29 protein-coding genes are annotated in these 25,782 nt (G+C 61.5%); 17 read left to right on the forward strand and 12 right to left on the reverse strand.

From position 1 onward, the window contains the following. The first annotated feature begins 120 nt into the window (after positions 1–120). The 3 genes from JV201_RS00100 (at position 121) to JV201_RS00110 (ending at position 2,679) form a co-directional block, all read left to right on the forward strand. Positions 121–909, forward strand: a complete 789-nt coding sequence (locus JV201_RS00100; RefSeq protein ID WP_219406343.1) for a peptidoglycan-binding protein — start codon at positions 121–123, stop codon at positions 907–909. Between the two features lie 63 nt (positions 910–972). Then, the gene (dprA, locus tag JV201_RS00105) at positions 973–2,067 is read left to right on the forward strand and encodes a DNA-processing protein DprA (protein ID WP_177050671.1); all 1,095 of its coding nucleotides are present in this window, start codon (positions 973–975) and stop codon (positions 2,065–2,067) included. A gap of 54 nt (positions 2,068–2,121) precedes the next feature. Continuing rightward, positions 2,122–2,679 carry an L-threonylcarbamoyladenylate synthase gene (locus tag JV201_RS00110; RefSeq protein WP_003213622.1) on the forward strand — a complete coding sequence of 186 codons (558 nt, stop codon included), beginning with the start codon at positions 2,122–2,124 and terminating at the stop codon, positions 2,677–2,679. 145 nt (positions 2,680–2,824) lie between these two features. On the opposite strand, the gene JV201_RS00115 is transcribed toward JV201_RS00110, so the two are convergent. Beyond that, positions 2,825–3,802, reverse strand: a complete 978-nt coding sequence (locus JV201_RS00115; RefSeq protein ID WP_076013283.1) for an NADPH:quinone reductase — start codon at positions 3,800–3,802, stop codon at positions 2,825–2,827. Positions 3,803–3,960: 158 nt separating this feature from the next. Between JV201_RS00115 and hemF the strand changes: the two genes are divergently transcribed. Together hemF and aroE are read left to right on the forward strand one after the other, a co-directional pair. After that, on the forward strand, positions 3,961–4,890 hold the full coding sequence (gene hemF / locus JV201_RS00120; protein ID WP_219406344.1) for an oxygen-dependent coproporphyrinogen oxidase: 930 nt from the start codon (positions 3,961–3,963) through the stop codon (positions 4,888–4,890). Then, positions 4,890–5,708, forward strand: a complete 819-nt coding sequence (gene aroE / locus JV201_RS00125; protein ID WP_219406345.1) for a shikimate dehydrogenase — start codon at positions 4,890–4,892, stop codon at positions 5,706–5,708. The genes hemF and aroE overlap by 1 nt, the downstream gene beginning before the upstream one ends. A gap of 114 nt (positions 5,709–5,822) precedes the next feature. On the opposite strand, the gene JV201_RS00130 is transcribed toward aroE, so the two are convergent. The 3 genes from JV201_RS00130 to betC form a co-directional block, all read right to left on the reverse strand. After that, the gene (locus tag JV201_RS00130) at positions 5,823–7,391 is read right to left on the reverse strand and encodes a SulP family inorganic anion transporter (RefSeq protein WP_003213628.1); all 1,569 of its coding nucleotides are present in this window, start codon (positions 7,389–7,391) and stop codon (positions 5,823–5,825) included. A gap of 165 nt (positions 7,392–7,556) precedes the next feature. Continuing rightward, entirely contained in the window at positions 7,557–8,477 is a 921-nt protein-coding gene (choX, locus tag JV201_RS00135; RefSeq protein WP_102604433.1) for a choline ABC transporter substrate-binding protein, read from the reverse strand. A gap of 16 nt (positions 8,478–8,493) precedes the next feature. Beyond that, complete coding sequence (betC, locus tag JV201_RS00140; RefSeq protein WP_219406346.1) at positions 8,494–10,008, reverse strand: choline-sulfatase; 1,515 nt, start codon at positions 10,006–10,008, stop codon at positions 8,494–8,496. A gap of 104 nt (positions 10,009–10,112) precedes the next feature. Between betC and JV201_RS00145 the strand changes: the two genes are divergently transcribed. From JV201_RS00145 to JV201_RS00170, 6 genes are all read left to right on the forward strand, one after another. Then, a complete protein-coding gene (locus JV201_RS00145; RefSeq protein WP_008439576.1) occupies positions 10,113–11,063 on the forward strand; it encodes a choline sulfate utilization transcriptional regulator in 951 nt (316 codons plus the stop codon). 31 nt (positions 11,064–11,094) lie between these two features. Beyond that, entirely contained in the window at positions 11,095–11,421 is a 327-nt protein-coding gene (locus JV201_RS00150) for a DOPA 4,5-dioxygenase family protein (RefSeq protein WP_003213639.1), read from the forward strand. Between the two features lie 102 nt (positions 11,422–11,523). Next, positions 11,524–12,492, forward strand: coding sequence for a 2-dehydro-3-deoxygalactonokinase (locus JV201_RS00155; protein ID WP_219406347.1), 969 nt, complete (start codon positions 11,524–11,526; stop codon positions 12,490–12,492). Between the two features lie 13 nt (positions 12,493–12,505). Continuing rightward, complete coding sequence (locus tag JV201_RS00160; RefSeq protein ID WP_219406348.1) at positions 12,506–13,126, forward strand: 2-dehydro-3-deoxy-6-phosphogalactonate aldolase; 621 nt, start codon at positions 12,506–12,508, stop codon at positions 13,124–13,126. Positions 13,127–13,159: 33 nt separating this feature from the next. Continuing rightward, on the forward strand, positions 13,160–14,308 hold the full coding sequence (gene dgoD, locus JV201_RS00165; protein WP_003213645.1) for a galactonate dehydratase: 1,149 nt from the start codon (positions 13,160–13,162) through the stop codon (positions 14,306–14,308). A gap of 180 nt (positions 14,309–14,488) precedes the next feature. Then, positions 14,489–15,793, forward strand: coding sequence for an MFS transporter (locus tag JV201_RS00170; protein WP_219406349.1), 1,305 nt, complete (start codon positions 14,489–14,491; stop codon positions 15,791–15,793). A gap of 222 nt (positions 15,794–16,015) precedes the next feature. Here the strand turns inward: JV201_RS00170 and JV201_RS00175 are convergent, their stop codons facing one another. The 3 genes from JV201_RS00175 to trpB all read right to left on the reverse strand — a co-directional run bounded on the left by JV201_RS00175 (position 16,016) and on the right by trpB (position 18,636). Then, entirely contained in the window at positions 16,016–16,459 is a 444-nt protein-coding gene (locus tag JV201_RS00175; protein ID WP_003214903.1) for an anti-virulence regulator CigR family protein, read from the reverse strand. A gap of 140 nt (positions 16,460–16,599) precedes the next feature. Beyond that, positions 16,600–17,409: a tryptophan synthase subunit alpha gene (trpA, locus tag JV201_RS00180; RefSeq protein WP_003214901.1), complete on the reverse strand. Its 810-nt coding sequence runs from the start codon at positions 17,407–17,409 to the stop codon at positions 16,600–16,602. Next, entirely contained in the window at positions 17,410–18,636 is a 1,227-nt protein-coding gene (gene trpB, locus JV201_RS00185) for a tryptophan synthase subunit beta (RefSeq protein ID WP_003214899.1), read from the reverse strand. A gap of 109 nt (positions 18,637–18,745) precedes the next feature. Between trpB and JV201_RS00190 the strand changes: the two genes are divergently transcribed. Then, the gene (locus JV201_RS00190) at positions 18,746–19,642 is read left to right on the forward strand and encodes a LysR family transcriptional regulator (RefSeq protein ID WP_008439584.1); all 897 of its coding nucleotides are present in this window, start codon (positions 18,746–18,748) and stop codon (positions 19,640–19,642) included. On the opposite strand, the gene JV201_RS00195 is transcribed toward JV201_RS00190, so the two are convergent. Then, a complete protein-coding gene (locus JV201_RS00195) occupies positions 19,639–19,965 on the reverse strand; it encodes a YqjD family protein (RefSeq protein ID WP_003170746.1) in 327 nt (108 codons plus the stop codon). The two genes, JV201_RS00190 and JV201_RS00195, sit on opposite strands and share 4 nt — an antisense overlap. Before the next feature lie 156 nt (positions 19,966–20,121). On the opposite strand from JV201_RS00195, the gene JV201_RS00200 reads away from it, so the two are divergent. Both JV201_RS00200 and JV201_RS00205 read left to right on the forward strand, forming a co-directional pair. Continuing rightward, a complete protein-coding gene (locus tag JV201_RS00200) occupies positions 20,122–20,337 on the forward strand; it encodes a dodecin (protein WP_008439585.1) in 216 nt (71 codons plus the stop codon). 117 nt (positions 20,338–20,454) lie between these two features. Continuing rightward, complete coding sequence (locus tag JV201_RS00205) at positions 20,455–20,682, forward strand: DUF1161 domain-containing protein (protein ID WP_003214893.1); 228 nt, start codon at positions 20,455–20,457, stop codon at positions 20,680–20,682. 118 nt (positions 20,683–20,800) lie between these two features. Here the strand turns inward: JV201_RS00205 and JV201_RS00210 are convergent, their stop codons facing one another. Continuing rightward, positions 20,801–21,802: an LLM class flavin-dependent oxidoreductase gene (locus JV201_RS00210; RefSeq protein WP_087694564.1), complete on the reverse strand. Its 1,002-nt coding sequence runs from the start codon at positions 21,800–21,802 to the stop codon at positions 20,801–20,803. A gap of 217 nt (positions 21,803–22,019) precedes the next feature. On the opposite strand from JV201_RS00210, the gene JV201_RS00215 reads away from it, so the two are divergent. Further along, complete coding sequence (locus JV201_RS00215) at positions 22,020–22,451, forward strand: OsmC family protein (protein ID WP_008439587.1); 432 nt, start codon at positions 22,020–22,022, stop codon at positions 22,449–22,451. Between the two features lie 113 nt (positions 22,452–22,564). Continuing rightward, positions 22,565–22,804, forward strand: coding sequence for a DUF1161 domain-containing protein (locus JV201_RS00220; RefSeq protein ID WP_003214887.1), 240 nt, complete (start codon positions 22,565–22,567; stop codon positions 22,802–22,804). On the opposite strand, the gene JV201_RS00225 is transcribed toward JV201_RS00220, so the two are convergent. After that, positions 22,805–23,227, reverse strand: a complete 423-nt coding sequence (locus tag JV201_RS00225) for a hypothetical protein (protein ID WP_032899915.1) — start codon at positions 23,225–23,227, stop codon at positions 22,805–22,807. A 142-nt stretch (positions 23,228–23,369) separates the two neighbouring features. Between JV201_RS00225 and JV201_RS00230 the strand changes: the two genes are divergently transcribed. Further along, on the forward strand, positions 23,370–24,425 hold the full coding sequence (locus JV201_RS00230; RefSeq protein WP_219406350.1) for an aminopeptidase: 1,056 nt from the start codon (positions 23,370–23,372) through the stop codon (positions 24,423–24,425). Positions 24,426–24,521: 96 nt separating this feature from the next. Here JV201_RS00230 and JV201_RS00235 read toward each other — a convergent pair whose 3' ends face one another. Beyond that, positions 24,522–25,175: an HAD family hydrolase gene (locus JV201_RS00235; protein ID WP_008439600.1), complete on the reverse strand. Its 654-nt coding sequence runs from the start codon at positions 25,173–25,175 to the stop codon at positions 24,522–24,524. 11 nt (positions 25,176–25,186) lie between these two features. Beyond that, positions 25,187–25,729, reverse strand: coding sequence for a gamma carbonic anhydrase family protein (locus JV201_RS00240; protein WP_003214876.1), 543 nt, complete (start codon positions 25,727–25,729; stop codon positions 25,187–25,189). Positions 25,730–25,782: the final 53 nt, after the last annotated feature.

Genomic DNA, 25,782 nt, shown 5'->3' on the forward strand with positions numbered 1-25,782 from the left:
GCAAGTCGGCGCCGGGGATGGACCCTTGATGTGCCGGGATAAGTGCCGTGGGAAAACGTCCGAAAGCCGCGAAGGCCAAGGCGTTTCACGCGAATGCACATAATAAAGGAGATTCACCCCATGAGGAAATCGCTACTCGTCTTGCTGCTGTGGGCCCAGGCCGTTATTGCCCAGGTTCCCGAGAGCTATCCACAGCCCGGCCAACCGTTGCCACTTCATACGCAGCAGGCCATCCAGCGCTTTTTACTGCACAACCGCATTCTCGATACCCCCCAGGAACTGGAGCACGCTCCCTATATTGTTGCAGCAGATGCCGGACGAGTATTGGGCGCCGATGGCGAGCGTATTTATGCGCGAGGTGCCCTGGACCCTGCAGTCGAAAGCTACGGGATCTTCCGTCGCGGCAAGGCCTATACCGACCCGCAAAGCCAGGAATTGCTGGGTATCAACGTCGACGACATTGGCACCGCACGTTTTGTGACGGCGGGCGATGTCAGCACGTTGGGTGTGCAGCGCGTCACCCAGGAAGTGCGGCCCGGCGACCGATTGCTCAGCCAGCAAGCGCCCACCGACCTGGCCAGCCTGGTGATTCAGATGCCTGCTCGCGCCACTGCCGGACACATCATCGACGTGCCACGGGGCGTGACGCAGATCGGCGTGCTGGACGCGGTGACGCTGAACAAGGGCCGTCGTGACGGCCTGATGGAAGGCCATTTGCTGGCCGTGGTGAAAACCGGGGAAACCGTTCGGGACCGAGTGACCGGTGCTCCGGTGAAGATGCCCGACGAGCCGGCCGGGACGCTATTGGTGTTCCGTACCTACGAAAAGCTCAGCTACGGCCTGGTGCTCAGCGCGTCGCGTTCGCTGGCGGTAATGGACCGTTTTGAGGCGCCTGAACGAAGACAATAATTAGGTTGCTAAATAAGTTACCAACAGAGTTATCCACAGCTTGTTCCGATCAAGGACGATCAAATGTTACCGACGAATGACCGTGAAATTTCCCCGGCAGAACTGGAAGCCCGACTACGCTTGCACAGGCTGCCGGAACTGGGTCCCAAGGGCTTTAAAAAACTTATCGAGGCCTTTGGTTCTGCGTCAAAAGCCATCAGCGCACCGGCCAGTGCCTGGCGCTCCCTGGGGCTCAAGGTGGCCAGCGCCGATGCCCGGCGTTGCGAGGAAGTACGTGATGGTGCCAGTGCGGCATTGGCCTGGTTGGAGCGTCCGGCCCAGCATTTGCTGATGTGGGACCAACCCGACTACCCGGCATTGCTTGCAGAATTGGATGATGCACCCCCGCTATTATTCGTCGCCGGCAACCCGGCGATTCTGGAGAAACCGCAGCTGGCGATGGTCGGCAGCCGTCGCGCCTCCAGGCCAGGAATGGATACCGCCGCCGCGTTTTCCCGCAGCCTGGCGAGTGCCGGTTTTGTCATCACCAGTGGCCTTGCCCTGGGTATCGACGGTGCTGCTCACCAGGCGGCTTTGGATGTTGGTGGACATACAATCGGCGTGCTGGGCACCGGGCTCGAAAATTTTTATCCACAGCGCCATCGACGCTTGGCCGAGGCGATGATTGCCCAAGGCAGCGCCGTTGTTTCCGAGTTTCCGTTGGACGCCGCGCCCCAGGCCGGCAACTTCCCGCGCCGCAACCGTATTATCAGTGGCCTGTCGCTTGGGGTACTGGTGGTGGAGGCCAGCATGGCCAGCGGTTCGCTGATCACCGCGCGGCTGGCGGCGGAGCAAGGGCGCGAGGTATACGCCATCCCCGGCTCCATCCATCACCCTGGGGCCAAAGGCTGCCATCAACTGATCCGCGATGGCGCGGTGCTGGTGGAAACCATCGAGCACATTCTCGAAAACCTGCGTGGCTGGCAGGCCCTCTCCCGCCCGGCGCCGATTGCGGTCAATCATCCGCTGGTGGCGCTGTTGCACGCGGCGCCCCACACCAGTGAAGCCCTGGCGATTGCCAGTGGCAGGGCCTTGTCCGAGGTGCTGGCCAGCCTGACGGAGCTGGAACTGGAAGGCCGAGTGATCTGCGAAAGCGGGCGCTGGCTTGCGCGCAGCTAGGTTTTGTAACGAAGATCGGTAAACTGCGCAGAGCTTTAGTCCGGAGAGTGAGTAATGGTCAACAGGTGGCGTGTGCGAGAAGCCGCACGAGAAATTCGCGCAGGCGCAGTGATTGCCTATCCAACCGAGGCGGTCTGGGGCCTGGGCTGTGACCCTTGGAACGAAGAAGCGGTGGATCGGTTGCTGGCGATCAAGGGCCGGTCTGTGGATAAGGGGCTGATCCTGATTGCCGACAATATCCGTCAGTTCGATTTTCTCTTCGAAGACTTTCCCGATGAGTGGATGGACCGCATGGCCAGTACCTGGCCTGGCCCGAATACGTGGCTGGTGCCCCATCAGGACTTGCTGCCCGAGTGGATTACCGGGGTGCATGACACGGTGGCGTTGCGGGTGACTGATCATCCGCAAGTGCGGGATCTGTGCTCGCTGGTCGGGCCACTGATTTCCACCTCGGCCAACCCGCAGGGCCGCCCGGCGGCGCGCACGCGGATTCGTGTGGAGCAGTACTTCCGCGGGCAGGTGGATCTGGTATTGGGGGGGAATCTGGGGGGGCGCAAGAACCCGAGTCTGATTCGGGATCTGGCGACGGGTGAGGTTGTGCGGCCTTCCTGAGACCGAGTCGCCTGCATTCGCGAGCAAGCCCGCTCCCACATTTGACCGAGTCCAACTTTTGGAACGCGGTCAAATGTGGGAGCGGCGGTGCGACGATTCGACTTGCTCGCGAAGAGGCCTTCAAACCCGCTGAAAATCCAACGCCCTAAGGCAACAGAATGGTCGACCCAGTCGTCCGCCGCGCCGACAACTCAATTTGCGCCTTCGCCGCATCCCCCAACGAAAACCGTTGGTTAATATCAATCTGCAGCTTCCCGCTGATGATCATCGAAAACAGATCATCCGCCATCGCCTGCAGGTTTTCCGGGTTGTTGGCATAGGTCGCCAATGTCGGCCGGGTCACATACAGCGAGCCCTTGGCCGCCAGAATCCCCAGGTTGACCCCATCCACCGCCCCCGAAGCATTACCGAAACTCACCACCAATCCGCGTGGCGCGACGCTGTCCAGCGAGGTGAGCCAGGTGTCCTTGCCTACGCCGTCGTACACCACTGGGCACTTCTTGCCGTCAGTCAGTTCCAGCACGCGTTGTGCGACATTTTCCTTGCTGTAGTCGATGGTTTCCCAGGCGCCGAGGGATTTGGCCAGCGCCGCTTTTTCCGGCGAACTCACGGTACCGATCAGCTTCACGCCCAAGGCCTTGGCCCATTGGCAAGCCAGGGAGCCGACGCCACCGGCAGCGGCGTGGAACAGAATGGTTTCGCCGCCCTTCAACTCATAGGTCTGGCGCAACAGGTACTGCACCGTCAGGCCCTTGAGCATCGCGCCGGCGGCCTGTTCGAAGCTGATGTCGTCCGGCAGGTGCACCAGGTTGGCAGCCGGCAACACATGCAATTCGCTGTAGGCGCCCAGCGGGCCGCTGCCGTAGGCCACGCGATCGCCGACCTTGAATTGAGTGACTTCGCTGCCCACCGCATCAACCACGCCGGCACCTTCTGCGCCCAGGCCCGACGGCAAGGCCGGTGGTGCATACAGGCCGCTGCGGAAATAGGTGTCGATGAAGTTCAGGCCAATGGCCTTGTTCTGCACGCGAACCTGCTGCGGGCCGGGTTCTGCCGGGGTGTAGTCCACATACTCAAGCACTTCGGGGCCGCCATGGGCACGGAACTGGATACGTTTGGCCATCTGCACTCTCCTTAAGTCATTTCGCGTAGCCCCCTATCGGACTCCTAAGCTTGATCTTCGTCAACTGTGGCAGCAGTGGGTGCAGTGGTATCCTGTGCGCCCATTTGCCGCCGATGCCCAATGGCCTCGTGTAGCGTTGCCCGATTCAAGGTGATGTCATGACTACCCGCACCGAGGCTGTCAAAGCCTACCTGCTTGACCTGCAAGACCGCATTTGCAGCGCCCTGGAAACCTTCGAGACGGACAGTCGCTTCATCGAAGACGCCTGGACCCGGCCTGCCGGCGGCGGCGGTCGCACCCGTGTGATCGAAAACGGTTCGGTAATCGAGAAAGGCGGCGTTAACTTTTCCCACGTGTTTGGCAGCGGCCTCCCACCGTCCGCCAGTGCCCATCGCCCGGAATTGGCCGGTCGCGGTTTTGAGGCCCTCGGCGTGTCGCTGGTGATCCACCCGCACAACCCGCATGTGCCGACTTCCCACGCCAATGTGCGTTTTTTCATCGCTGAAAAAGAAGGTGAAGAGCCGGTGTGGTGGTTTGGCGGCGGCTTCGACCTGACGCCCTACTACGGCAACGAAGAAGACTGCATCCACTGGCACCGCGTCGCCGAACAGGCCTGCGCGCCGTTTGGCCCGGACGTTTATTCGCGCTACAAGGCCTGGTGCGACACCTACTTCCACATCAAGCACCGCAACGAACCGCGGGGCATCGGCGGTTTGTTCTTCGATGATTTGAACGAGTGGGACTTCGACACCAGCTTCGCCTTCATGCGCGCCATCGGCGACGCCTACATCGACGCCTACCTGCCGATCGTCCAGCGCCGCAAGGCCATGGCCTATACCGAGCAGCAGCGCGAATTCCAGGAATTCCGCCGTGGCCGCTACGTCGAGTTCAACCTGGTCTACGACCGCGGCACTTTGTTTGGCCTGCAATCGGGCGGGCGTACCGAGTCGATCCTGATGTCGCTGCCACCCCAAGTGCGCTGGAGCTATGACTGGAAAGCCGCCCCCGACAGCGAAGAAGCGCGCCTAACCGACTACTTCCTGCAAGACCGCGACTGGCTGGGTGTGCTGCCCAAGGCGGCGGTCTGATGGATCGTTATGTCGTCTTCGGCAACCCCATCGGCCACAGCAAGTCGCCGCTGATTCACCGTCTGTTCGCCGAACAGACCGGCGAGCAACTGGACTACAGCACCTTGCTCGCGCCGTTGGAGGATTTCACCGGCTGTGCAAAAGCATTTTTCGCACAAGGCCGTGGCGCCAACGTCACCGTACCGTTCAAGGAAGAGGCCTATCGCCTGGCCAATACCCTGACCGAACGCGCCCAACGGGCCGGCGCGGTGAATACCCTGAGCAAGCTCGGCGATGGCAGCCTGTTGGGAGACAACACCGACGGCGCCGGCCTGGTGCGGGATTTGACGGTGAATGCCGGGTTCAGCCTGCAAGGCAAACGCATCCTGCTGCTGGGCGCCGGTGGTGCGGTGCGCGGCGCGTTGGAGCCATTGCTGGCTGAGCAGCCGGCTGCGCTGATCATTGCCAATCGCACCGTGGAAAAAGCGGAATTGCTCGCCGAGCTGTTCGACGATCTCGGCCCGGTGTCCGCCAGCGGTTTCGACTGGCTGCGTGAACCGGTGGACCTGATCATCAATGCCACGTCCGCCAGCCTGTCAGGCGATGTACCGCCGATTGCCGGCAGCCTGATCGAACCCGGAAAGACTTTTTGCTACGACATGATGTACGGCAAAGAGCCTACGGCTTTCTGCCGCTGGGCCAGTGAGCAGGGCGCGGCGGTGGCAATGGATGGCCTGGGGATGCTGGTGGAACAGGCCGCGGAAGCGTTCTTCCTGTGGCGCGGTGTGCGCCCGGATTCGGCGCCGGTGCTGGCTGAATTGCGTAGCCAACTGGCCTGACGCAATCCAAATGTGGGAGCGGGCTTGCTCGCGAATGCGGTGGATCAGTCGATACATACGGCGACTGTCACACCGCATTCGCGAGCAAGCCCGCTCCCACAGTTTTAACCGCATTCAGTCTTCGAAATGGATGGGGCATTGGTCGGCCCCTTCCAGTTTCTTCAGCTCTTCCACCACCTGCGGCCGGGCCTTGCGCAACGCCAGGCTGCGCCCCACTCCATTCAATCGGCGCGCTTCCTGGTGCAGCATCTCCACCCCGGAATAGTCGATAAAGTTGATCTGCTGCGCCTCGATCACCACCCGCTGGCCGTGCAGGCTTTGCAGCCGCACCTGCAGGTAATGGCTGGCGCCGAAAAAGATCGACCCGCCGACCCGCAGCACATCGTCCTCTCCGTCACGCCATTGCTGGACCCGCGGCTGCGAGGTGCGCTTGAGGTAGAAAAACAGCGACGCCAGCACCCCGGCGTAAATGGCCGTTTGCAACTCCAGCAACAGCGTGGCGATGCAGGTCAGGCTCATCACCACGAACTCTGCGCGGCTGACCCGGAACAGCGCCCGAATACCGCGATGGTCGACCAACCCCCAGCAAATCAGCAGGATGCTGGCGGCCATGCTCGGGATCGGGATATGCGCGATCAATGCCGCACCGAACAGCGCGAACAACGCCACCCACAATGCGGAAAACACCCCCGCCAGCGGCGAACAGGCGCCTGCCTCATAACTCAGGCCCGACCGTGTGAAGGAACCCGCCGACAAATACCCGGAGAAAAATCCGCCGACGATGTTGGATAAACCCTGGGCGCGCACTTCCTGATTTGCATCGAGCAATTGTTGGGAGCGGGCCGACAGTGAGCGCGCAATCGACAGGCTGGTCACCAGCCCCAGCATGCCCACCGCCACGGCACTCGGCAGCAGGCGCAGGACCATGTCCAGGTCCATCGGCAGCGGGCTGAACGGTGGCAGCTTGCCGACAAATGAACTGACCCGCGCCACCTCCCCGAACATCGTCGGCCACAGCCACGGGATGAGGCTGCCCAGGGCCAGCGCGATCAACAGGGTTGGCCAGCGCGGTACCCAGAGTTTCAGCAGCACCCCCACCAGCAAGGTGCCGAGCCCGAGCACCAGTGAAGGACGATTCCACTCCCCGGCATGGTTGATCAGCGCCAGCAGACTGTTGATCGCCGTGGCCTGGCTGGGCAGGTCCAGCCCCAGCAGGTTGGGCAGTTGGCCCAGGGCGATCACCACCGCAGCGCCGAGGGTGAAGCCGAGCACCACTGAATGCGAGACGAAATTCACCAGGGCGCCGAAGCGCAGCATGCCCAACAGCCATTGGAAGACGCCGGCCAGGAATGTCAGCAACAGGATGAGTGTGATGTAGTCCTGGGAGCCGGGCACGGCCAGCGGGCTGACGCTGGCGTACAGCACGATAGATATGGCTGCCGTGGGGCCGCAGATCAGGTGCCAGGAAGAGCCCCACAAGCAGGCGATCAATACCGGGATGATCGCGGCGTACAGGCCATACTCCGGTGGAAGCCCGGCGATCAGCGCGTAGGCAATGGACTGGGGTAATGCCAGGACTGCACCGCTCAGGCCGACGACCGCGTCCCTTCCGACGCTGGCGCGGGTTTGGCGCGGGAGCCAGCTGAGGAAGGGGAAGAGTGTATGGCGGTTGGGCCAGGGCATTGGAAACTCGGTTGAAGAGGTTTGAATCAGAGTATCAAGCTCATGATGATCGTTCCCACGCTCTGCATGGGAATGCCGTCCTGGACGCTCTGCGTCCGCTCTTGAGTCTTGACGCGCAGCGTCACCGGATGCGTTCCCACGCAGAGCGTGGGAACGATCAGTGCATCAGAGTTTGGCTTTTACAGCGGCCAGTGCATCCTGGCCGTCCACGGTTTTAACCCCGTCCAGCCACTTGTCCAGCACCGCCGGGTTCGCCTTGATCCACGCCTTCGCCGCGTCCGCATTACTGACCTTCTTGTTCACCACCTCAGCCATGATGGCGTTCTCCATCTCCTGGGTGAAACTCAGGTTGGTCAGCAATTTCCCCACATTCGGGCACGCTTGTGCATAGCCCTTGCGGGTCAACGTATACACGCTGCCGGTGTCACCAAAGTACTTCTCCCCACCCTTGAGGTAATGCATCTTCAACTGCACGTTCATCGGGTGCGGCGTCCAGCCGAGGAAGGTCACGAACTTCTGCTTCTTCACCGCCCGGGACACTTCGGCCAGCATCGCCTGTTCACTGGACTCGATCAGCTTCCACTGGCCCAAGTCAAAGTCGTTCTTCTTGATGATTTCCTGCAACGAGAGATTCGCTGGCGCACCCGAACCGATGCCGTAGATCTTCTTGTCGAACTTGTCGGCAAACTTGTTCAGGTCGGCAAAGTCATGCACCCCGGCGTCCCAGACATAGTCCGGCACGGCCAGGGTGAATTCGGTACCGTCGAGGTTCTTCGCCAGTTGCACCACATCGCCATTGGCCACGAACTTGTCGTAGAAGCCTTGCTGCGCCGGCATCCAGTTACCCAGGAACACATCCACCTGGCCGTCCTTGAGCCCGCCAAAGGTGATCGGCACCGCAAGGGTGTCGACCTTGGCCTTGTAGCCCATGCCGTTCAACAGGAAACCGGTAATGGCATTGGTGGCGGCGATATCGCTCCAGCCCGGATCGGCCATCTTCACGGTGTCGCAGCTGGTGTCCGCGTAGACGCCGGCACTGCTCAATGCCAGCAGCGCAACGCTCAACACGGTGGATAACTTTTGCATGGCCTTCCCCTCAGTTTTATTGGTTTTGGCAGGGTTGTGGAAAACGTGCCTTGCGCTCCAGATCGTCGAGGTCGATGTGGTTGCGCATGTATTGCTGACTGGCGTCTACCAGTGGCTGGTGGTCCCAGCTCTTCAGCTTGCCCTGGGTCAGCGCCTCGAACACCAGGCGGCGACGGCGTTGGCTGGCGAGCACCTGCTGGTGGATCGCCGGGATGTCCCATTTGGCCCGCGCCTCACGCAAAAACGCCTCGAACAGTGGCCGGTGTTCCGGTGACTGGCTGAGGTCCTCCCGCTCGTGCGGGTCGTTGTGCACATCGAACAATAGGCAAGGATCGTCCTCGCTGTAGATGAACTTGTAGGCACCACGGCGGATCATCATCAGCGGGCTGATGGTGCCCTCGGCCATGTACTCACCGAACACTTCGTCGTGCCCGCCCTGCCCTTGCAGGTGAGACACCAGCGAGCGGCCGTCCAGCGCCAGCCTCGGGTCCAGCTCGCCGCCGGCCAGTTCCACCAGGGTAGGCAGCAGGTCGGCGGTGGACACGGCGGCGGTCACCCGGCCGGCCGCAAACTGCCCCGGCGCGCTGATCAGCAGCGGCACCCGGGCGGCCATTTCAAACCAGTGCATTTTGTACCAGAGCCCGCGTTCGCCGAGCATGTCGCCGTGGTCGCCGGAGAAGATGATGATGGTGTCATCGGCCAGGCCCGTATCTTCCAGGGTTTGCAGGACCTTGCCGACGTTGCTGTCAATGTAGCTGCACGCGCCGAAGTAGGCGCGGCGTGCATCGCGGATCTTGTTCAGCGGCAGCGGCTTGTCCCACAGGTCATAGACCTTGAGCAGGCGCTGGGAGTGAGGGTCGAGGTCAGCCTGTGGCGGTGTTGCAGGCAGCGGGATGTCGTTGTCGTCGTACAGGTCCCAGAACGGTTTGGGAATGGTGTAAGGGTCGTGTGGGTGCGTCATCGACACGGTCAGGCAGAACGGCTGGTCGCCATCTTCGCGGATATGGTCGAACAGGTACTGCTGGGCCTTGAACACTACCTCTTCGTCGAAATCCAGCTGGTTGGTGCGCACGCACGGCCCGGCCTGCAGCACCGACGCCATGTTGTGGTACCAGGAGGGGCGCACGTCCGGCTCATCCCAGTTCACGGCCCAGCCATAGTCGGCCGGGTAGATGTCACTGGTCAGGCGTTCTTCATAGCCGTGGAGCTGGTCGGGGCCGCAAAAATGCATCTTGCCCGACAGCGCGGTGCGGTAGCCGAGGCGGCGCAGGTAGTGGGCATAGGTCGGCACGTCGGCGGGGAAATCGGCCGCGTTGTCGTAGGCGCCGATCTTGCTCGGCAACTGCCCACTCACCAGGGTAAAGCGCGATGGCGCACACAGCGGACTGTTGCAGTAAGCGGCGTCGAACACCACGCCCTCAGCGGCGAGGCGACTCAAGTTTGGCAGTTTGATAGGCGAAGGACCGTAGAACGGAAGCATCGGCGCGGCCATTTGATCGGCCATGATAAAAAGAATGTTCTTGCGCTTCATGGTTTTCGCGGCATTCCATAGTCGATGTTTATGCGAATGAGCATGCAGGCCATGGAAATCGTGGTAAAGCCCATGAGAAGCAATGTCTAGGATAAGCCCAGCTTATGTATGAATCCCTCGGTCACCTGTCACTCGACCTGCTGCGTGCCTTTGAATCCGCAGCGCGCCAACGCAGCTTTACGGCAGCGGCGATGGAGTTGGGCACCACTCAGCCGGCCATCAGCCAGCAGATCAAGCGCCTGGAAGAACAGCTGAAGGTGCGCCTGTTTGATCGCATCTACCGTGGCATCGAGCTGACCGACGCGGGCGCCTTGTTATTCGAGCAGGTACAGGCCGGTTTGCAGAGCATCAACCAGGGCCTGAGCGCGATTGCCGAGCAGGACCAGCATGAAGTCCTGCAGGTGGCGACCGACTTTGCCTTCGCCGCGTATTGGCTGATGCCACGCCTGCATCGTTTCCATGAAGCCAACCCGCAGGTGGACGTGAGCCTGGTCACCAGCGAGCGTAACCACGCCACGTTGCGCAGCGATATCGACGTAGCGGTGCTGTTCGGTGACGGCCGCTTCAAACAGGGCGACAGCCTCTGGCTGTTCAACGAGGAAGTGTTCCCGGTGTGCAGCCCGCAGCTACTCCAGGACCGAGTCGCGCCACTGTCGGTGCAGAGCCTGCTGGAGTTCCCCTTGCTGCACCTGCGCCAGCAAAACAACAACCAGTGGTTCGACTGGAGCGGGGTGTTTCGCGAACTGGGCATCACCACCGCGCCCACCCCGGGCCAACTGCGTTTCGACAATTACACGCTGTTGATCCAGGCCGCGATCGCGGGCCAGGGCGTGGCCATCGGCTGGCGTCACCTTGTGGATAACCTGCTGGAGCAAAAATGGCTGTGCCGGCCGATTGGCGACACGGTGATCTCGCGCTTCGGCTATTACGTGGTGCTGCCCCAGCGCAAACGCCGCAGCCAGTTGATCGAGCGTTTCGTCGACTGGCTGATGACCGAACAGGCCAGCAGCGCACAATCGCTGACCGGTCTGGCCCTGCCGTCCATTGCGGTCTAGGATTTGCCGATCAATGAGTCCGGAGCCTGTCATGCAACGTATCAAGGGCTACCACGCCCATATCTATTTCGACGCCAACACCATCGACCAGGCGCGCAAACTCTGCGAAGACGCCGCGCAATTGTTTCCGCTGCGCATGGGCCGCGTGCATGAACGCCCGGTGGGCCCGCACCCGGACTGGAGCTGCCAGCTGGCATTCGAACCTGAATACATCGGCGTCGTGCTGCCTTGGCTGGCCCTCAACCGCAACGGCCTGGTGGTGTTCCTGCACCCGACCACCGGTGATGACCTCAAGGACCACACCGAACACGCGATCTGGATGGGGGCGATGCGCACGCTGGATCTGTCAATATTTTAAGTCTTTAATTTCCCTATATATGGGACTGATATTTATATATTGAGACTTTGCCGGTCTTGGGTTTATATTCGCCTCATCCGCTCAGAACACTCAGGTGAAGCGATGCAGGCGCAATTGATCGCGCTCGATTGGGGAACCAGTTCCCTTCGTGCTTACAAGCTCGGCCCGGCAGGCGTCGTGATCGAACGGCGCACCTTGGCGTCGGGGATCATGCACCTGCCGATTGAAGCCCGGGAAATAGCCGGTGTTCGCTGCAGCAACGGGTTCGAGCTGGCATTCGACGCAGCCTGCGGTGACTGGCTCGACACCCAGCCCGACCTTCCCGTTATCGCTTGCGGCATGGTCGGCAGCGCCCAGGGCTGGGGCGAAGCGGCTTACCGCGACACCCCGGCCGACGTTTCTACCCTCGGCCAGGCGCTGCATGTGGTGCGCAGCCTGCGGGGCGCAGCGGTGCACATCGTGCCCGGTGTGATTCAACTCGGCGCGTTGCCCAATGTGATGCGCGGTGAAGAAACCCAGGTGCTCGGCGTGCTGCAAAGCCTGTCTGCCCATACCGGGCGCGACGTATTGATCGGCCTGCCGGGCAGCCATTCCAAGTGGGTGGAGGTGGTGGAAGGCTGCATCACTCACTTCGATACTTTCATGACCGGCGAGTTGTTCGCCGTGCTCAGTCAACACAGCATTCTGGGGCGCACCCAGCGCCCTTCCGAACAGTTCCAGGTGGCCGCTTTTGATCGCGGTGTTCAGGTTGCGCTGTCGGCAGACGGCCAAACGGGGCTGTTGTCGAACTTGTTCAGCGCACGCTCCCTGGGATTGACCGGCGAGCTGGCGCCTGACGAGCAACCGGACTATCTGTCCGGGCTGTTGATCGGCCACGAACTGACCGGCCTACGCACTCGCAAGCCCAGCCAGCAGCGCGACATCGTCCTGGTCGGCACACCCCAACTCTGCACCCGCTACCAGCGTGCACTCCAACTCTGTGGCTTCCCCCACGTGACCCTGGCGCAGGAGGCTACCGAGCGTGGCCTTTGGCAGCTGGCCATGGCGGCGGGGCTGCTGCCTGCAACCTGACGAGAGGCCCGACATGCTCAAGCAAGCACTGACACACAACGGTTTGATCGCGATCCTGCGCGGCCTGCGACCGGAGGAGGCGCTGGCGATCGGCGAGGTGTTGTACACGGCGGGCTTCAGGGTGATCGAAGTGCCGCTGAACTCGCCGGATCCTTATTCCAGCATCCGCATCCTGCGGGACAGCCTGCCCGCCGATTGCCTGATCGGCGCCGGCACCGTGCTGACCCCGGAACAGGTCGATCAAGTCAAAGCCGCCGGCGGCCAGGTGATCGTCATGCCCCATAGCGATGCCAAGGTGCTGCGAGCCGCCAAGGCCGCGGGCCTGTATCTGTCGCCGGGTGTGGCCACGCCCACCGAAGCGTTTGCCGCGCTGGCCGAAGGCGCCGACGTGCTGAAGCTGTTCCCGGCCGAGCAAATGGGCCCGGCGGTGGTCAAGGCCTTGCTCGCGGTACTGCCCGCCGGCACCGTGCTGCTGCCGGTGGGCGGCATCACCCCGGACAACATGCAGGTATTTTTCGACGCGGGCGTCAAAGGCTTCGGCCTGGGCTCCGGGTTATTCAAGCCGGGCATGAGCGTCGCCCAAGTGGCGAGCAACGCCCAGGCCTACGTCGCGGCCTGGCACGCCTTGGGCTGATCAGCGTTCTCCATCTACAAGAGAGATAAGAAGATGAAAATCACCAAACTGACCACCTTCATCGTCCCGCCGCGCTGGTGCTTCCTCAAGGTTGAAACCGACCAGGGCGTGACCGGTTGGGGCGAGCCCGTTGTCGAGGGCCGCGCCCATACCGTGGCTGCCGCCGTCGAGGAATTGTCCGACTACTTGATCGGCAAGGACCCACGCAATATCGAAGACATTTGGACCGTGCTCTATCGCGGCGGTTTCTACCGTGGCGGCGCGATCCATATGAGCGCTCTCGCCGGTATCGACCAGGCGCTGTGGGACATCAAGGGCAAGGCCCTCGGCGTGTCGGTCAGCGACCTGCTGGGTGGCCAGGTGCGCGACAAGATCCGCGTGTATTCATGGATTGGTGGCGACCGCCCGGCCGACACTGCCCGCGCCGCCAAGGAAGCCGTGGCCCGTGGTTTTACTGCGGTGAAAATGAACGGCACCGAAGAGCTGCAATTTCTCGACAGCTTCGAAAAAGTCGACCAGGCCCTGGCCAACGTCGCCGCCGTGCGGGATGCGGTCGGTCCGAACGTCGGCATCGGCGTCGACTTCCATGGCCGGGTGCACAAACCCATGGCCAAGGTGCTGATGAAGGAACTCGACCCCTACAAACTGATGTTTATCGAAGAGCCGGTGCTCAGCGAAAACTACGAAGCGCTGAAAGAGCTGGCGCCGCTCACCAGCACCCCGATTGCCCTCGGCGAGCGCCTGTTCTCGCGCTGGGACTTCAAGCGCGTGCTCAGCGAAGGCTACGTCGACATCATCCAGCCGGATGCGTCCCACGCCGGCGGTATCACCGAAACCCGCAAGATTGCCAACATGGCCGAAGCTTACGACGTGGCCCTTGCCCTGCACTGCCCGCTCGGCCCGATTGCCCTGGCAGCGTGCCTGCAGCTGGATGCGGTTTGCTACAACGCGTTCATCCAGGAACAGAGCCTGGGCATTCACTACAACGAGAGCAATGACCTGCTGGATTACGTGCGCGATCCGGGTGTTTTCGACTACGACCAGGGCTTTGTGAAAATCCCCAACGGGCCAGGCCTGGGCATCGAGATCAACGAGGAATACGTGATCGAACGCGCGGCCATCGGGCATCGCTGGCGCAATCCGATCTGGCGGCATGCCGACGGCAGTTTTGCGGAGTGGTAAACACCGCGAATTTGAGGTGAAAACCCGATCAGTGTGGGAGCGGGCTTGCTCGCGAAGGCGGAGTGTCAGTCAACACATCCGCTGCTGGTAGACCGCTTTCGCGAGCAAGCCCGCTCCCACATTTGATTCGGTTTCGTCAGTAAGACCTGTCCTCAATAACCATAAGAAGAGGCAACCCCCATGCAATCCGAGTCCTTCACCGGGCAGGCTTCTTTAGTCACGCCCAGCCGAAAGCGTTTCTTCATCATGGTGCTGCTGTTCATCACCGTGGTGATCAACTACCTGGACCGCAGCAACCTGTCGATTGCCGCTCCGGCCCTGACCAGCGAGCTGGGGATCGACCCGGTGCATGTCGGGCTGATCTTCTCCGCGTTCGGCTGGACCTACGCGGCCATGCAGATTCCCGGCGGCTGGCTGGTGGACCGGGTGCCGCCGCGCATTCTCTACAGCGTCGCCCTGCTGCTGTGGTCGGTGGCCACGGTGATGCTCGGTTTCGCCGCCAGCTTCATCGCGCTGTTCGTATTGCGCATGGCGGTGGGCGCCCTGGAGGCCCCGGCCTACCCGATCAACAGCCGCGTGGTCACCACCTGGTTCCCCGAGCGTGAACGGGCCACGGCGATCGGCGTTTATACCTCCGGGCAATTTGTCGGGCTGGCGTTTCTCACGCCGGTGTTGGCCTGGCTGCAACACACCTTTGGCTGGCACATGGTGTTTGTCGCCACCGGCGGCGTGGGCATTGTGTGGGCGTTGATCTGGTACGCGGTGTACCGCGAGCCACGGGATTTCAAAGGCGCGAATGCGGCGGAAATCGAGCTGATCCGCGAAGGCGGCGGGTTGGTGGACATCCAGGCGCAGGCGGCCAAGGCGCCGTTCAGCTGGGTCGACCTCGGCATCGTGTTGAGCAAGCGCAAGCTGTGGGGGATCTACCTGGGGCAGTTCTGCCTGAATTCCACGTTGTGGTTTTTCCTGACGTGGTTTCCCACCTACCTGGTGAAATATCGCGGCATGGACTTCATCAAGTCCGGCCTGCTGGCGTCGCTGCCGTTTCTGGCGGCGTTTGTCGGGGTGCTGTGTTCGGGGCTGTTTTCCGATTGGCTGATTCGCCGGGGAGCGTCCGTGGGGTTTGCGCGCAAGTTGCCGATCATTGGCGGGCTGTTGATTTCCACGGCGATCATCGGCGCCAACTTTGTTGATTCCACGGCGTGGGTGATTGCGTTTCTGGCGGTGGCGTTTTTCGGCAATGGCCTGGCGTCGATCACCTGGTCGCTGGTGTCGACCCTGGCGCCGGCAAGGCTGCTGGGGCTGACCGGAGGGATGTTCAACTTCATCGGCAATCTGTCGGCGATTACCACGCCGATCGTGATTGGCTTTCTGGCGACCGGGGATTCGTTTGCGCCGGCGATTACGTACATCGCGGTGCTGGCGTTGTTGGGTGCGTTGTCCTACATCTTGCTGGTCGGCAAGGTCGAGCGTATCGAGATTTAGGCGACTGCTGCGGCGAGGGAGCTTGCGGTGGCGAGGGAGCTTGCGGTGGCGAGGGAGCTTGCGGTGGCGAGGGAGCTGGTGTGGCGAGGGAGCTTGCTCCCGCTGGAGTGCGCAGCGCTCCCAGGATTTTGGGGCCGCTGCGCAGCCCAGCGGGAGCAAGCTCCCYMGCCACACCARCTCCCYRGCCACAGCAAGCTCCCTCACCACAAAAGCAGTGCGGCTCTAGTACAGCGCGCCATCCAGAATCTGATAGACGATGCTGGTGCCAACGGCGATCAATACGATGTCCCCACCCGAACGGCGCCATTCATAACCAGGGTATTGCGGCAGATGGCCCAGCGCCCGTGGGTCCAGACGCTCACCATAGTAGTTTGGCGGCAGGCGCTGGCCGCGCACCAGGTGGATGCCGGGAGGCGGCGGCGCGCCACGGCGGAAGTCGCCATGGTTGTCGCGGATGACCTGTCTCACAGGACCAAAGTCCTGAGGAGGCCCGCCACGGTGGTTGTCCTGCGGCCCGCGATGGTCATCGCCACGTTGATCGTGCTGGCCCTGTGGGCCACCACGGTCAGGTCCGCCACCCTGATCATAGGGCGCAGCTTGGACCAGGGCGCTGGCGCCAAGCACCAGCACGCCTACACCTGCAATCAAACGTTTGGGAATTTTCATGGGGCTGTTTCCTCAGTACTGCACGAACAAAAAAGGGATCTCGAACCACGTTCGAAATCCCTTGGTCTTGTTAGCTTAGGTACTGATTTGCCAGCATGATTCCTCTGTATCAGGAACTTTACCTACCGCTTACGAGCCGCTTACTTACGGGCGTTGCGTACACCTTCCGACAGCGCAGAGCACAGGGTCAATACACCGTCGATGGCCTGTTGATCATTGCTGGCGTTGGCGATGTGGTCGATCAGTGCCGACCCCACCACCACACCGTCTGCCAGGCGGGCGATTGCAGCGGCCTGCTCCGGGGTGCGGATGCCGAAACCGATGCTGATCGGCAGGTCGGTATGCCGACGCAGACGGGTCACGGCCTCTTCGACGTGTTCCAGGGTCGCGGCACCGGCACCGGTCACACCGGCCACCGACACGTAGTACACAAACCCTGAGCTGCCGTTGAGCACGGTCGGCAGGCGCGCGTCGTCGGTGGTCGGCGTGGTCAGGCGGATAAAGTCGATACCGGCAGCCTGGGCCGGGTCGCACAGCTCGCCGTTATGTTCCGGCGGCATGTCGACCACGATCAGGCCGTCGACGCCGGCTTCTTTCGCATCGCTGATGAAGCGTGGCACGCCGTACATGTGGATCGGGTTGAAGTAGCCCATCAGCACCAGCGGCGTGTCGCTGTTGCCCTCGCGGAACTCGCGAACCATTTGCAGGGTTTTCGTGAGGTTCTGCTTGGCGGTCAGCGCGCGGATGTTGGCCAGTTGAATGGCCGGGCCGTCAGCCATCGGGTCGGTGAACGGCATGCCCAGTTCGATCACATCGGCGCCGGCCGCCGGCAACCCTTTGAGGATCGCCAGCGAGGTGTCATACCCCGGGTCGCCAGCGGTGACGAAGGTCACCAGGGCGGCGCGGTTTTGTTCTTTCAGTTGCGCAAAACGTGTTTGCAGGCGGCTCATTTAGTGTTTCTCCTGCTTGGACTGTTCCATGTGGTGCATCACGGTTTGCATGTCTTTGTCGCCACGGCCGGACAGGTTGACCACCATCAGGTGATCTTTCGGCAAGGTCGGCGCGCGCTTGAACACTTCGGCCAAGGCGTGGGCGCTTTCCAGTGCAGGAATAATCCCTTCCAGGCGGCAGCATTTGTGAAAGGCGTCGAGGGCTTCGTCGTCGGTCACCGAGGTGTACTGGACGCGGCCGATGTCGTGCAACCAGGCGTGTTCAGGGCCGATGCCCGGGTAGTCGAGGCCCGCGGAGATCGAGTGGGCGTCGATGATCTGGCCATCGTCGTCCTGCAACAGGAAGGTACGGTTGCCGTGGAGCACACCCGGTACGCCGCCGTTGAGGCTGGCCGCGTGTTTGCCGGTCTCGATGCCGTAGCCGGCCGCTTCAACGCCGATGATTTCGACGCTGGTGTCATCCAGGAACGGATGGAACAGGCCCATGGCATTGGAACCGCCGCCGATGCACGCCACCAGGCTGTCGGGCAGACGGCCTTCCTGGGCCTGCAGCTGGGTACGGGTTTCCTTGCCGATCACGGCCTGGAAGTCGCGAACCATCGCCGGGTACGGGTGCGGGCCGGCCACGGTGCCGATCAGGTAGAAGGTGCTGTCGACGTTGGTGACCCAGTCACGCAGGGCTTCGTTCATCGCGTCTTTCAGGGTGCCGGTACCGGCGACTACCGGGATCACTTCAGCGCCCAGCAGCTTCATGCGAAATACGTTGGCCTGCTGGCGCTCGATGTCGGTGGTGCCCATGTAGATGACGCATTGCAGGCCGAAACGCGCGGCGACGGTGGCAGTGGCCACACCGTGCATGCCGGCGCCGGTCTCGGCGATGATGCGTTTTTTACCCATGCGCCGCGCCAGCAGGATCTGGCCGATGCAGTTGTTGATCTTGTGGGCGCCGGTGTGGTTCAGCTCTTCGCGTTTGAGGTAGATCTTGGCGCCACCGCAGAACTCGGTCAGGCGCTCGGCGAAGTACAGCGGGCTTGGGCGTCCGACGTAGTCGCGCTGGAAGTAGGCCAGTTCTTCGTTGAAGGCCGGATCGATCTTGGCCGCTTCGTATTCGCGGGCCAGGTCAAGGATCAACGGCATCAGGGTTTCCGCCACGTAGCGGCCGCCGAACGAACCAAACAGGCCATTGGCATCCGGGCCGTTGCGTAAATCGGTCTGGGTCTGAGTCATGGGACGCTCCAGGTAGAAAATGTGTAAGAGGCAATGACGGTCACTCTACCCCTGACGCTTCCACGTGAAAACCGATAAGATCGCCACAACCTGTCAGGAAAACTCACAGATGAGCCGAGACCTCCCACCGCTGAATGCCTTGCGCGCTTTTGAGGCGACTGCGCGCCTGAACAGCGTTAGCCAGGCCGCTGAGCAACTGCACGTGACCCATGGTGCGGTCAGCCGGCAGCTCAAGGTGTTGGAAGAACACCTTGGCGTCAGCCTGTTCGCCAAGGACGGGCGCGGCCTCAAACTCACAGATGCCGGCATTCGTCTGCGGGATGCGAGTTTCGAGGCCTTCGAGCGACTGAGGGACACTTGCGCCGAGCTCACGCAAAGCAGTGCCGATGCGCCGTTTGTGCTCGGCTGCTCCGGCAGCCTGCTGGCGCGCTGGTTTATTCCGCGTCTGGGGCGCCTGAACGCCGAGTTGCCGGATTTGCGCCTGCATCTGTCGGCGGGTGAAGGCGATCTTGACCCGCGTCGCCCCGGCCTGGACGCGCTGCTGGTGTTCGCCGAACCTCCATGGCCGGCGGATATGCAGGTGTACGAATTGGCCAGCGAACGCATCGGCCCGGTCATGAGCCCGCGTTTTGCCCATTACGAGCGATTGCGCCAGGCGCCTCCCGAGGCGCTGCTGAGTGAGGCCCTGTTGCACACTACCTCACGCCCGCAAGCCTGGCCCAGCTGGGCGCAGCACCATGGGATCGATGCTGGCGCGTTGAAGTACGGTCAGGGGTTTGAGCATTTGTATTATTTGCTGGAGGCGGCGGTGGCCGGGCTAGGGGTAGCAATTGCGCCTGAGCCGCTGGTGGCAGAGGACCTGCGAGCGGGTCGCCTGGTTGCGCCGTGGGGTTTCAGTGAAACCCCGGCGCAACTGGCGTTGTGGCTACCCAAGCGCGCCGCAGATGGGCGCGCCGGGCAACTGGCGCAGTGGCTCAAGGCTGAGCTTGCGCGCCAGGACGTTTAGTCGCCGCGTTTGCACAGCAAGTAAGCCGCCAGCAAACCCAGCGCGCCGACGGCGACACCGGCGGTAGTCCATGGATGCTCTTGCGCGTAGTCCCGTGTTGCAACACCGGTTTCGCGGATTTTGACTTTGCTTTCTTCGTAGGCATCGCTGATCAGGTGGCGGGAATGCTTGAGAGCGTTCTCGGCATTGCTTTTCAGGGCCTTCAGGGTTTTGCGCGACTCGTCAGACGCATCGTCCTTGAGGCTTTCCAAAGATTTGAGCAGGCTCGAAATCTCGGCTTCCATGCTTTCCAATGACGCTTTGCGTAAAGAGGTGTTGGCCATGTGGGCTCTCCTGGAGTGATTGAGTGGCGTGTGTTGTTTCCGACTGCGGCGGTTTCAGAAAGTGCAGTAAATCTGAACTTTCACATCGCAATAGCCGCCAGAAGCAGTACGAGAATTCACTGCTAGTCTTGATTAACGACCCCAGGAGAAAAACTTATGAGTGATCATCACACCTACAAGAAAGTCGAACTGGTGGGCTCTTCCGCGACCAGCATCGAGGAAGCCATCAACAACGCCCTGGCTGAAGCCAGCAAGAGCATCAAGCACTTGGAGTGGTTTGAAGTGACCGAAACCCGTGGCCACATCAAGGACGGCAAGGCTGCGCATTTCCAGGTCACCCTCAAGGTGGGGTTCCGAATTGCCAGTAGTTGATTGAGCCGGTTGAACTTGCGCGCTGGCCGATTGCCATAAACTCCGCTACAACCTTTAGGCACGTCGACGTGACGAGCGTCGGCGTGCTTCCTTTCGATCAACCCAAGGAAGTGACGGATGAAGAACTTTTTGTTGGCGGTAGGTTTGTTGAGCATTGCGGGCACGGCCCTGGCGGCGGGCAAGCCTTGTGAAGAGCTGAAAAGCGAGATTGCGGCGAAAATCGACGCTAAAGGCGCTTCGGGCTACTCCCTGGAAATCGTGGACAAAGGTGCTGCACCTAGTGACCACACGGTTGTCGGCAGCTGTGAAGCCGGTACCAAGGAAATCGCCTACAAGCGCGGGTGATCCCGTGTTGCAGACGTAAAAAACCGACGCAAGTGCGTCGGTTTTTTTATGCCTGCGATCCCTCGCTCCGCGTGGGAATGAAGCCTGGGATGCTCTGCGTCCCGCCTCACTCCTGGATTCAGCCCTTCATGACCTGCGCCAGCAGCTCGTAGGAATGAATCCGGTCGGCATGCTCGTACAGGTCACAGGTGAAGATCAGCTCATCCGCGCCGGTCTGCTCCACCAGCACTTCCAGCTTGGCGCGGATCTTCTGCGGGCTGCCCACCATGGCCAGGCCGAGGAAACTGCCGACCGCGTCTTTCTCATGGGGCAGCCACAGCCCGTCCATGGTCTTGACCGGCGGGCGCTGCACCAGGCTTTGCCCACGCATCAAAGCGAGAATTCGCTGGTACACCGAGGTGGCCAGGTAGTCGGCTTGCTCATCGGTGTCGGCGGCCACCAGCGGGATGCCGAGCATCACATAGGGCTTGTCCAGCACGGCCGAAGGCTTGAAGTGGTTGCGATAGACGCGAATCGCTTCATGCATCAGGCGCGGTGCGAAATGCGAGGCAAAGGCGTAAGGCAAACCGCGCTCGCCTGCCAGTTGCGCACTGAACAGGCTTGAACCCAGCAGCCATACCGGGACGTTGGTGCCGGTGCCGGGTACGGCGATCACTCGCTGGTCCGGAGTGCGCGGGCCGAGGTAGGCCATCAGTTCAGCCACGTCTTCCGGGAAATCATCGGCGCTGCCGGAGCGTTCACGGCGCAGCGCGCGGGCGGTCATCTGGTCGGAGCCTGGTGCGCGGCCAAGGCCCAGGTCGATGCGGCCCGGGTACAGGCTTTCCAGGGTGCCGAACTGCTCGGCGATCACCAACGGCGCGTGGTTGGGCAGCATCACGCCACCGGAACCGACACGGATCGTCGAGGTGCCGCCGGCCAGGTAACCCAGCAATACCGAGGTCGCCGAGCTCGCGATGCCGTCCATATTGTGGTGTTCGGCGACCCAGAAACGGTTGTAGCCGAATTTTTCCACGTGCTGGGCCAGGTCCAGGGAATTGCGCAGCGACTGCGCCGGGCTGCCGTTGGCGCGCACGGGCACGAGGTCGAGGGTCGAGAACTTTACGTCGGACAGCGATTTCATAAGCCTGCTTCTCCAATGGGGGCGCAGGCTTCTTAGACGAACCAAAACCTGCCGCTTCATGTGCATGTCCTATGCAATGAGGGCATATACCCGAGATTCAATAGCGATGGTGAAATTTCCTACTTAATCGCTAGGTTTCTCCGACAAGATGAACTTTGCCGTGGCGTCTATCCTCAGAACCCTTACTGACGCAAAACCACCGTTCGAGGAGACCGCTATGAGTATTGTTAAAAAAGCATCCGCGCATTGGGAAGGCGACCTGAAGACTGGCCTGGGTTCCATTTCCACCGAAACCGGCGTTCTGCGTGAAGCGCCTTACGGCTTCAAGGCCCGTTTCGAAGGTGGCAAGGGCACCAACCCTGAAGAACTGATCGGCGCAGCCCATGCCGGTTGTTTCTCCATGGCGTTTTCCATGATTCTCGGCGATGCCGGGCTCAAGGCCGACAGCATCGACACCCAGGCCGAAGTGACCCTGGACCAAGTGGACGGTGGCTTTGCGATTACTGCCGTGCACCTGACCCTCAAGGCGAAGATCCCGGGCGCCAGCCAGGCGCAGTTCGATGAGCTGAGCAAAAAGGCCAAGGAAGGATGCCCCGTGTCCAAGGTGCTGAATGCAACCATTACCCTGGATGGCACGCTGGTTAGTTGATGCAACCCCCTTGCAGGGGTGAGCTTGCTCGCCCCTGCAGGTGCAAATGTGGTCGAATAGCCGATTGCAGACTCAGCGCACACCCGTGCGCGTGCATTCAGGGAGCTTCACACATGAAACGTATTGCCTTGGCGGTTATCTGCTGTGCACTGGCCACGTCGGCGCTGGCGGCGCCAAAAGATTGTGAAGAGCTCAGGAAGGAGATCGAGGTCAAAATCCAGGCGAATGCCGTTCCGTCCTACACCCTCGAAATCGTCACCAAGGAAGAAGCTGACAAGCACGACAGCGCCATGGTTGTCGGCAGCTGTGAGAATGGCACCAAGGCCATCGTCTACCAGAAGAACAACGACTGATCAGATGCAGTTGACGCTACGTTCTTCGGCCAGCAATTGACCCGCTTTGTTGTACAGCCGGATATTCGGGTTGTAGCCCAGTGAGCGCCCTTCCAGGCGATAGCGCTGGCCTGCCTCGAAACGGTCGTATTGCAGGGTCATGAAGCAGGTACGGTCAGTGGTTTGGCCAAACCCGCCGAAACTGCCGCCGGTAGGCACCTCGAAATCAAAACGTACCATCAGCTCATGGCTGCCAGGCGGCACCTGGAAGAAGCGTCCGTCGTTCAGGTTTTTCCCGTCCAGGCGTTGCGCCATTACCAGCTTGGCGCCGGGTGTCGGGGTAGCGAAGTCGACCCAGGCCTGATGTGGATCAACCGGCGGTAGTGGCGTCGACGCACAGGCACTGAGAAAAATCGCGGCGACGGGAAGCAGTAGCTGACGCATGTTAAGCACTCAACTGTAGGAATGGTTTTTTGAACGGCTGCGTTCGGCAGCACGCTCCCTATGAGTATAAACACGCCACGCCATGGAAAAATTCTCCACAGGCGAGATAGTCTGGCGGGATGGTTACCGGCGAGAGGTTTTAATGGTCAGGCGTTTGCTTCCCGGCTTGATGCTGCTGTTGCTCAGTGGCTGTTCCAGCGTCAGTTATTACAGCCAACTGGCAGACGGCCAATGGCAATTGCTGCGTGCCCGGGAGCCGGTCTCCGCGGTCGTCGCCGACCCGTCCCGGCCACAGGTGCTGCGCGAGCACTTGGCGCAATCGCAGAAAGCCCGCACCTTCGCCAGCGAACACCTGCACCTGCCGGATAACCAGAGTTACCGGCTGTATGCCGATATCGGCCGTCCTTACGTGGTCTGGAACGTGTTCGCCACGCCTGAATTTTCCCTGTCCCCGCAAACCCACTGCTTCCCGATTGCCGGTTGCGTGGCCTATCGCGGCTACTACAACCAGGGCGCCGCACGCGGCCAGGCGGCTTTGTTGAAGCAGCAAGGGATGGATGTGTCGATTGGCGGCGTGGAGGCCTATTCCACCCTCGGCTGGTTCAACGACCCGATCATGAGTTCGATGATGAGCTGGGGGGACGAGCGCCTGGCCACGCTGATTTTTCATGAGCTGGCGCACCAGCGGTTTTATGTGAAGGACGACACCGAGTTCAACGAGTCGTACGCCACCTTCATCGAGCAGGAAGGTACCCGGCAATGGCGCGCCGCCCAAGGCTTGCCGCCTGCCAGCGAGTCAGCGCTGAAACAGCGCGACCAGTTCACCCGGCTGGTGCTCGATACCCGCAAACGCCTGGAGCAGTTGTATGCGCAGCCGCTGACGGCAGATGCCATGCGCCAGGCCAAGGCCGCTGAATTCGAGCGCCTGCGCCGTGACTACCGGCACATGCGCGATAGCCAGTGGGGTGGCGACAAGCGTTATGACGCCTGGGTCAACCTGCCGATGAACAACGCAAGGTTGCTGCCGTTTGGGCTGTATGACCAGTGGGTGCCGGCGTTCGTCGCGTTGTTCCGGCAGGAAGGCGGGGATTGGCCGAGGTTCTTTGCGGCGGTGGAGAAGCTGGGCGGGTTGCCGGTGGATCAGCGCAAGGCGGCCCTGAGGGCGTTGGAGGGATCCGGGCAAGTGGTTGGCCGGTAGGGCCTCATGGCGGGCAAGCCCGGCTCCCACATTTGACTGAGTTGTCTTGGCCGACCGTGATCAAATGTGGGAGCTGGCTTGCCTGCGATAGCGCATTCAAGGCCGTTGCAAAAACGCCTGATGCATCTCGGCCAACGTTTCGAAATGCCAGGTCGGCGCCTCGGCACTCAGCTCTTCACGGCTGCCAAACCCATAACCCACTGCCGCCGAATCCAGCCCATTGCTGCGGGCCCCGATCAGGTCGTGCTTGCGGTCGCCAATCATCAAGGTGCTGGCCGGGTCCAGGCTTTCTTGCGCCATCAGGTGGGCGATCAACTCGACCTTGTTGGTGCGCGTGCCGTCCAGCTCGCTGCCGTAGATCACCTTGAAGTGCTTGGCGAAATCAAAATGCCGGGCGATTTCCCGGGCAAATACCCAAGGCTTGGACGTGGCTACATACAGCTGGCGGCCCTGGCCATTCAATTCCTCAAGCAGCGGCATCACGCCGTCGAACACGCGGTTTTCGTACAGGCCGGTGACCTTGAAGCGCTCGCGGTAGAAATTCACCGCCTCCCAGGCCTTGGCTTCGTCGAAGCCATAAAACTGCATGAACGCTTGCAGCAGCGGCGGGCCGATAAAGTGCTCAAGTTTGGTCAGGTCCGGCTCATCGATCCCCAGTTTGGCGAGGGCGTACTGGATCGAGCGGGTGATGCCTTCGCGCGGGTCGGTGAGGGTGCCATCGAGGTCGAACAAAACGGTCTGGTAATGCATGGGTGTCCTTGTCATTGGTCGAAGCCTTCGGCCAGGTGCAGGTCTTTGAGCTTTACGTAGTTCGCGGCGCTGTAGGTGAAAAATGCCCGTTCCTTGTCAGTCAGCGGGCGGATTTGTTTAACCGGGCTGCCAACATACAAAAAACCGCTCTCAAGTTTCTTGCCCGGCGGCACCAGGCTGCCGGCGCCGATGATCACCTCGTCTTCCACCACGGCGCCGTCCATCACAATGCTGCCCATGCCGATCAGGATCCGGCTGCCTACCGTGCAGCCATGCAGCATGACCTTGTGGGCAATGGTCACATCGTCGCCGATCAGCAGCGGGAAACCATCAGGATTGAAGGGGCCTGCGTGGGTAATGTGCAGCACGCAGCCGTCCTGCACGCTGGTGCGCGCACCGATGCGGATGCGGTGCATGTCGCCGCGGATCACCGTCAGCGGCCATACCGAGCTGTCGGTGCCGATTTCGACGTCGCCGATCACCACCGCCGATGCATCGACGAAAGCCCCGGCGGCCAGGGCCGGCGTGTGATTCTGGTAGGTGCGAAGGGTCACGATAGGCTCTCTCTCTTCTGCTGATAGCTGCGGTGGGCGTTGATTGTAATTAA

The sequence above is a fragment of the Pseudomonas sp. Colony2 genome, assembly GCF_019382755.1.
In the GTDB taxonomy this organism is placed as follows: domain Bacteria; phylum Pseudomonadota; class Gammaproteobacteria; order Pseudomonadales; family Pseudomonadaceae; genus Aquipseudomonas.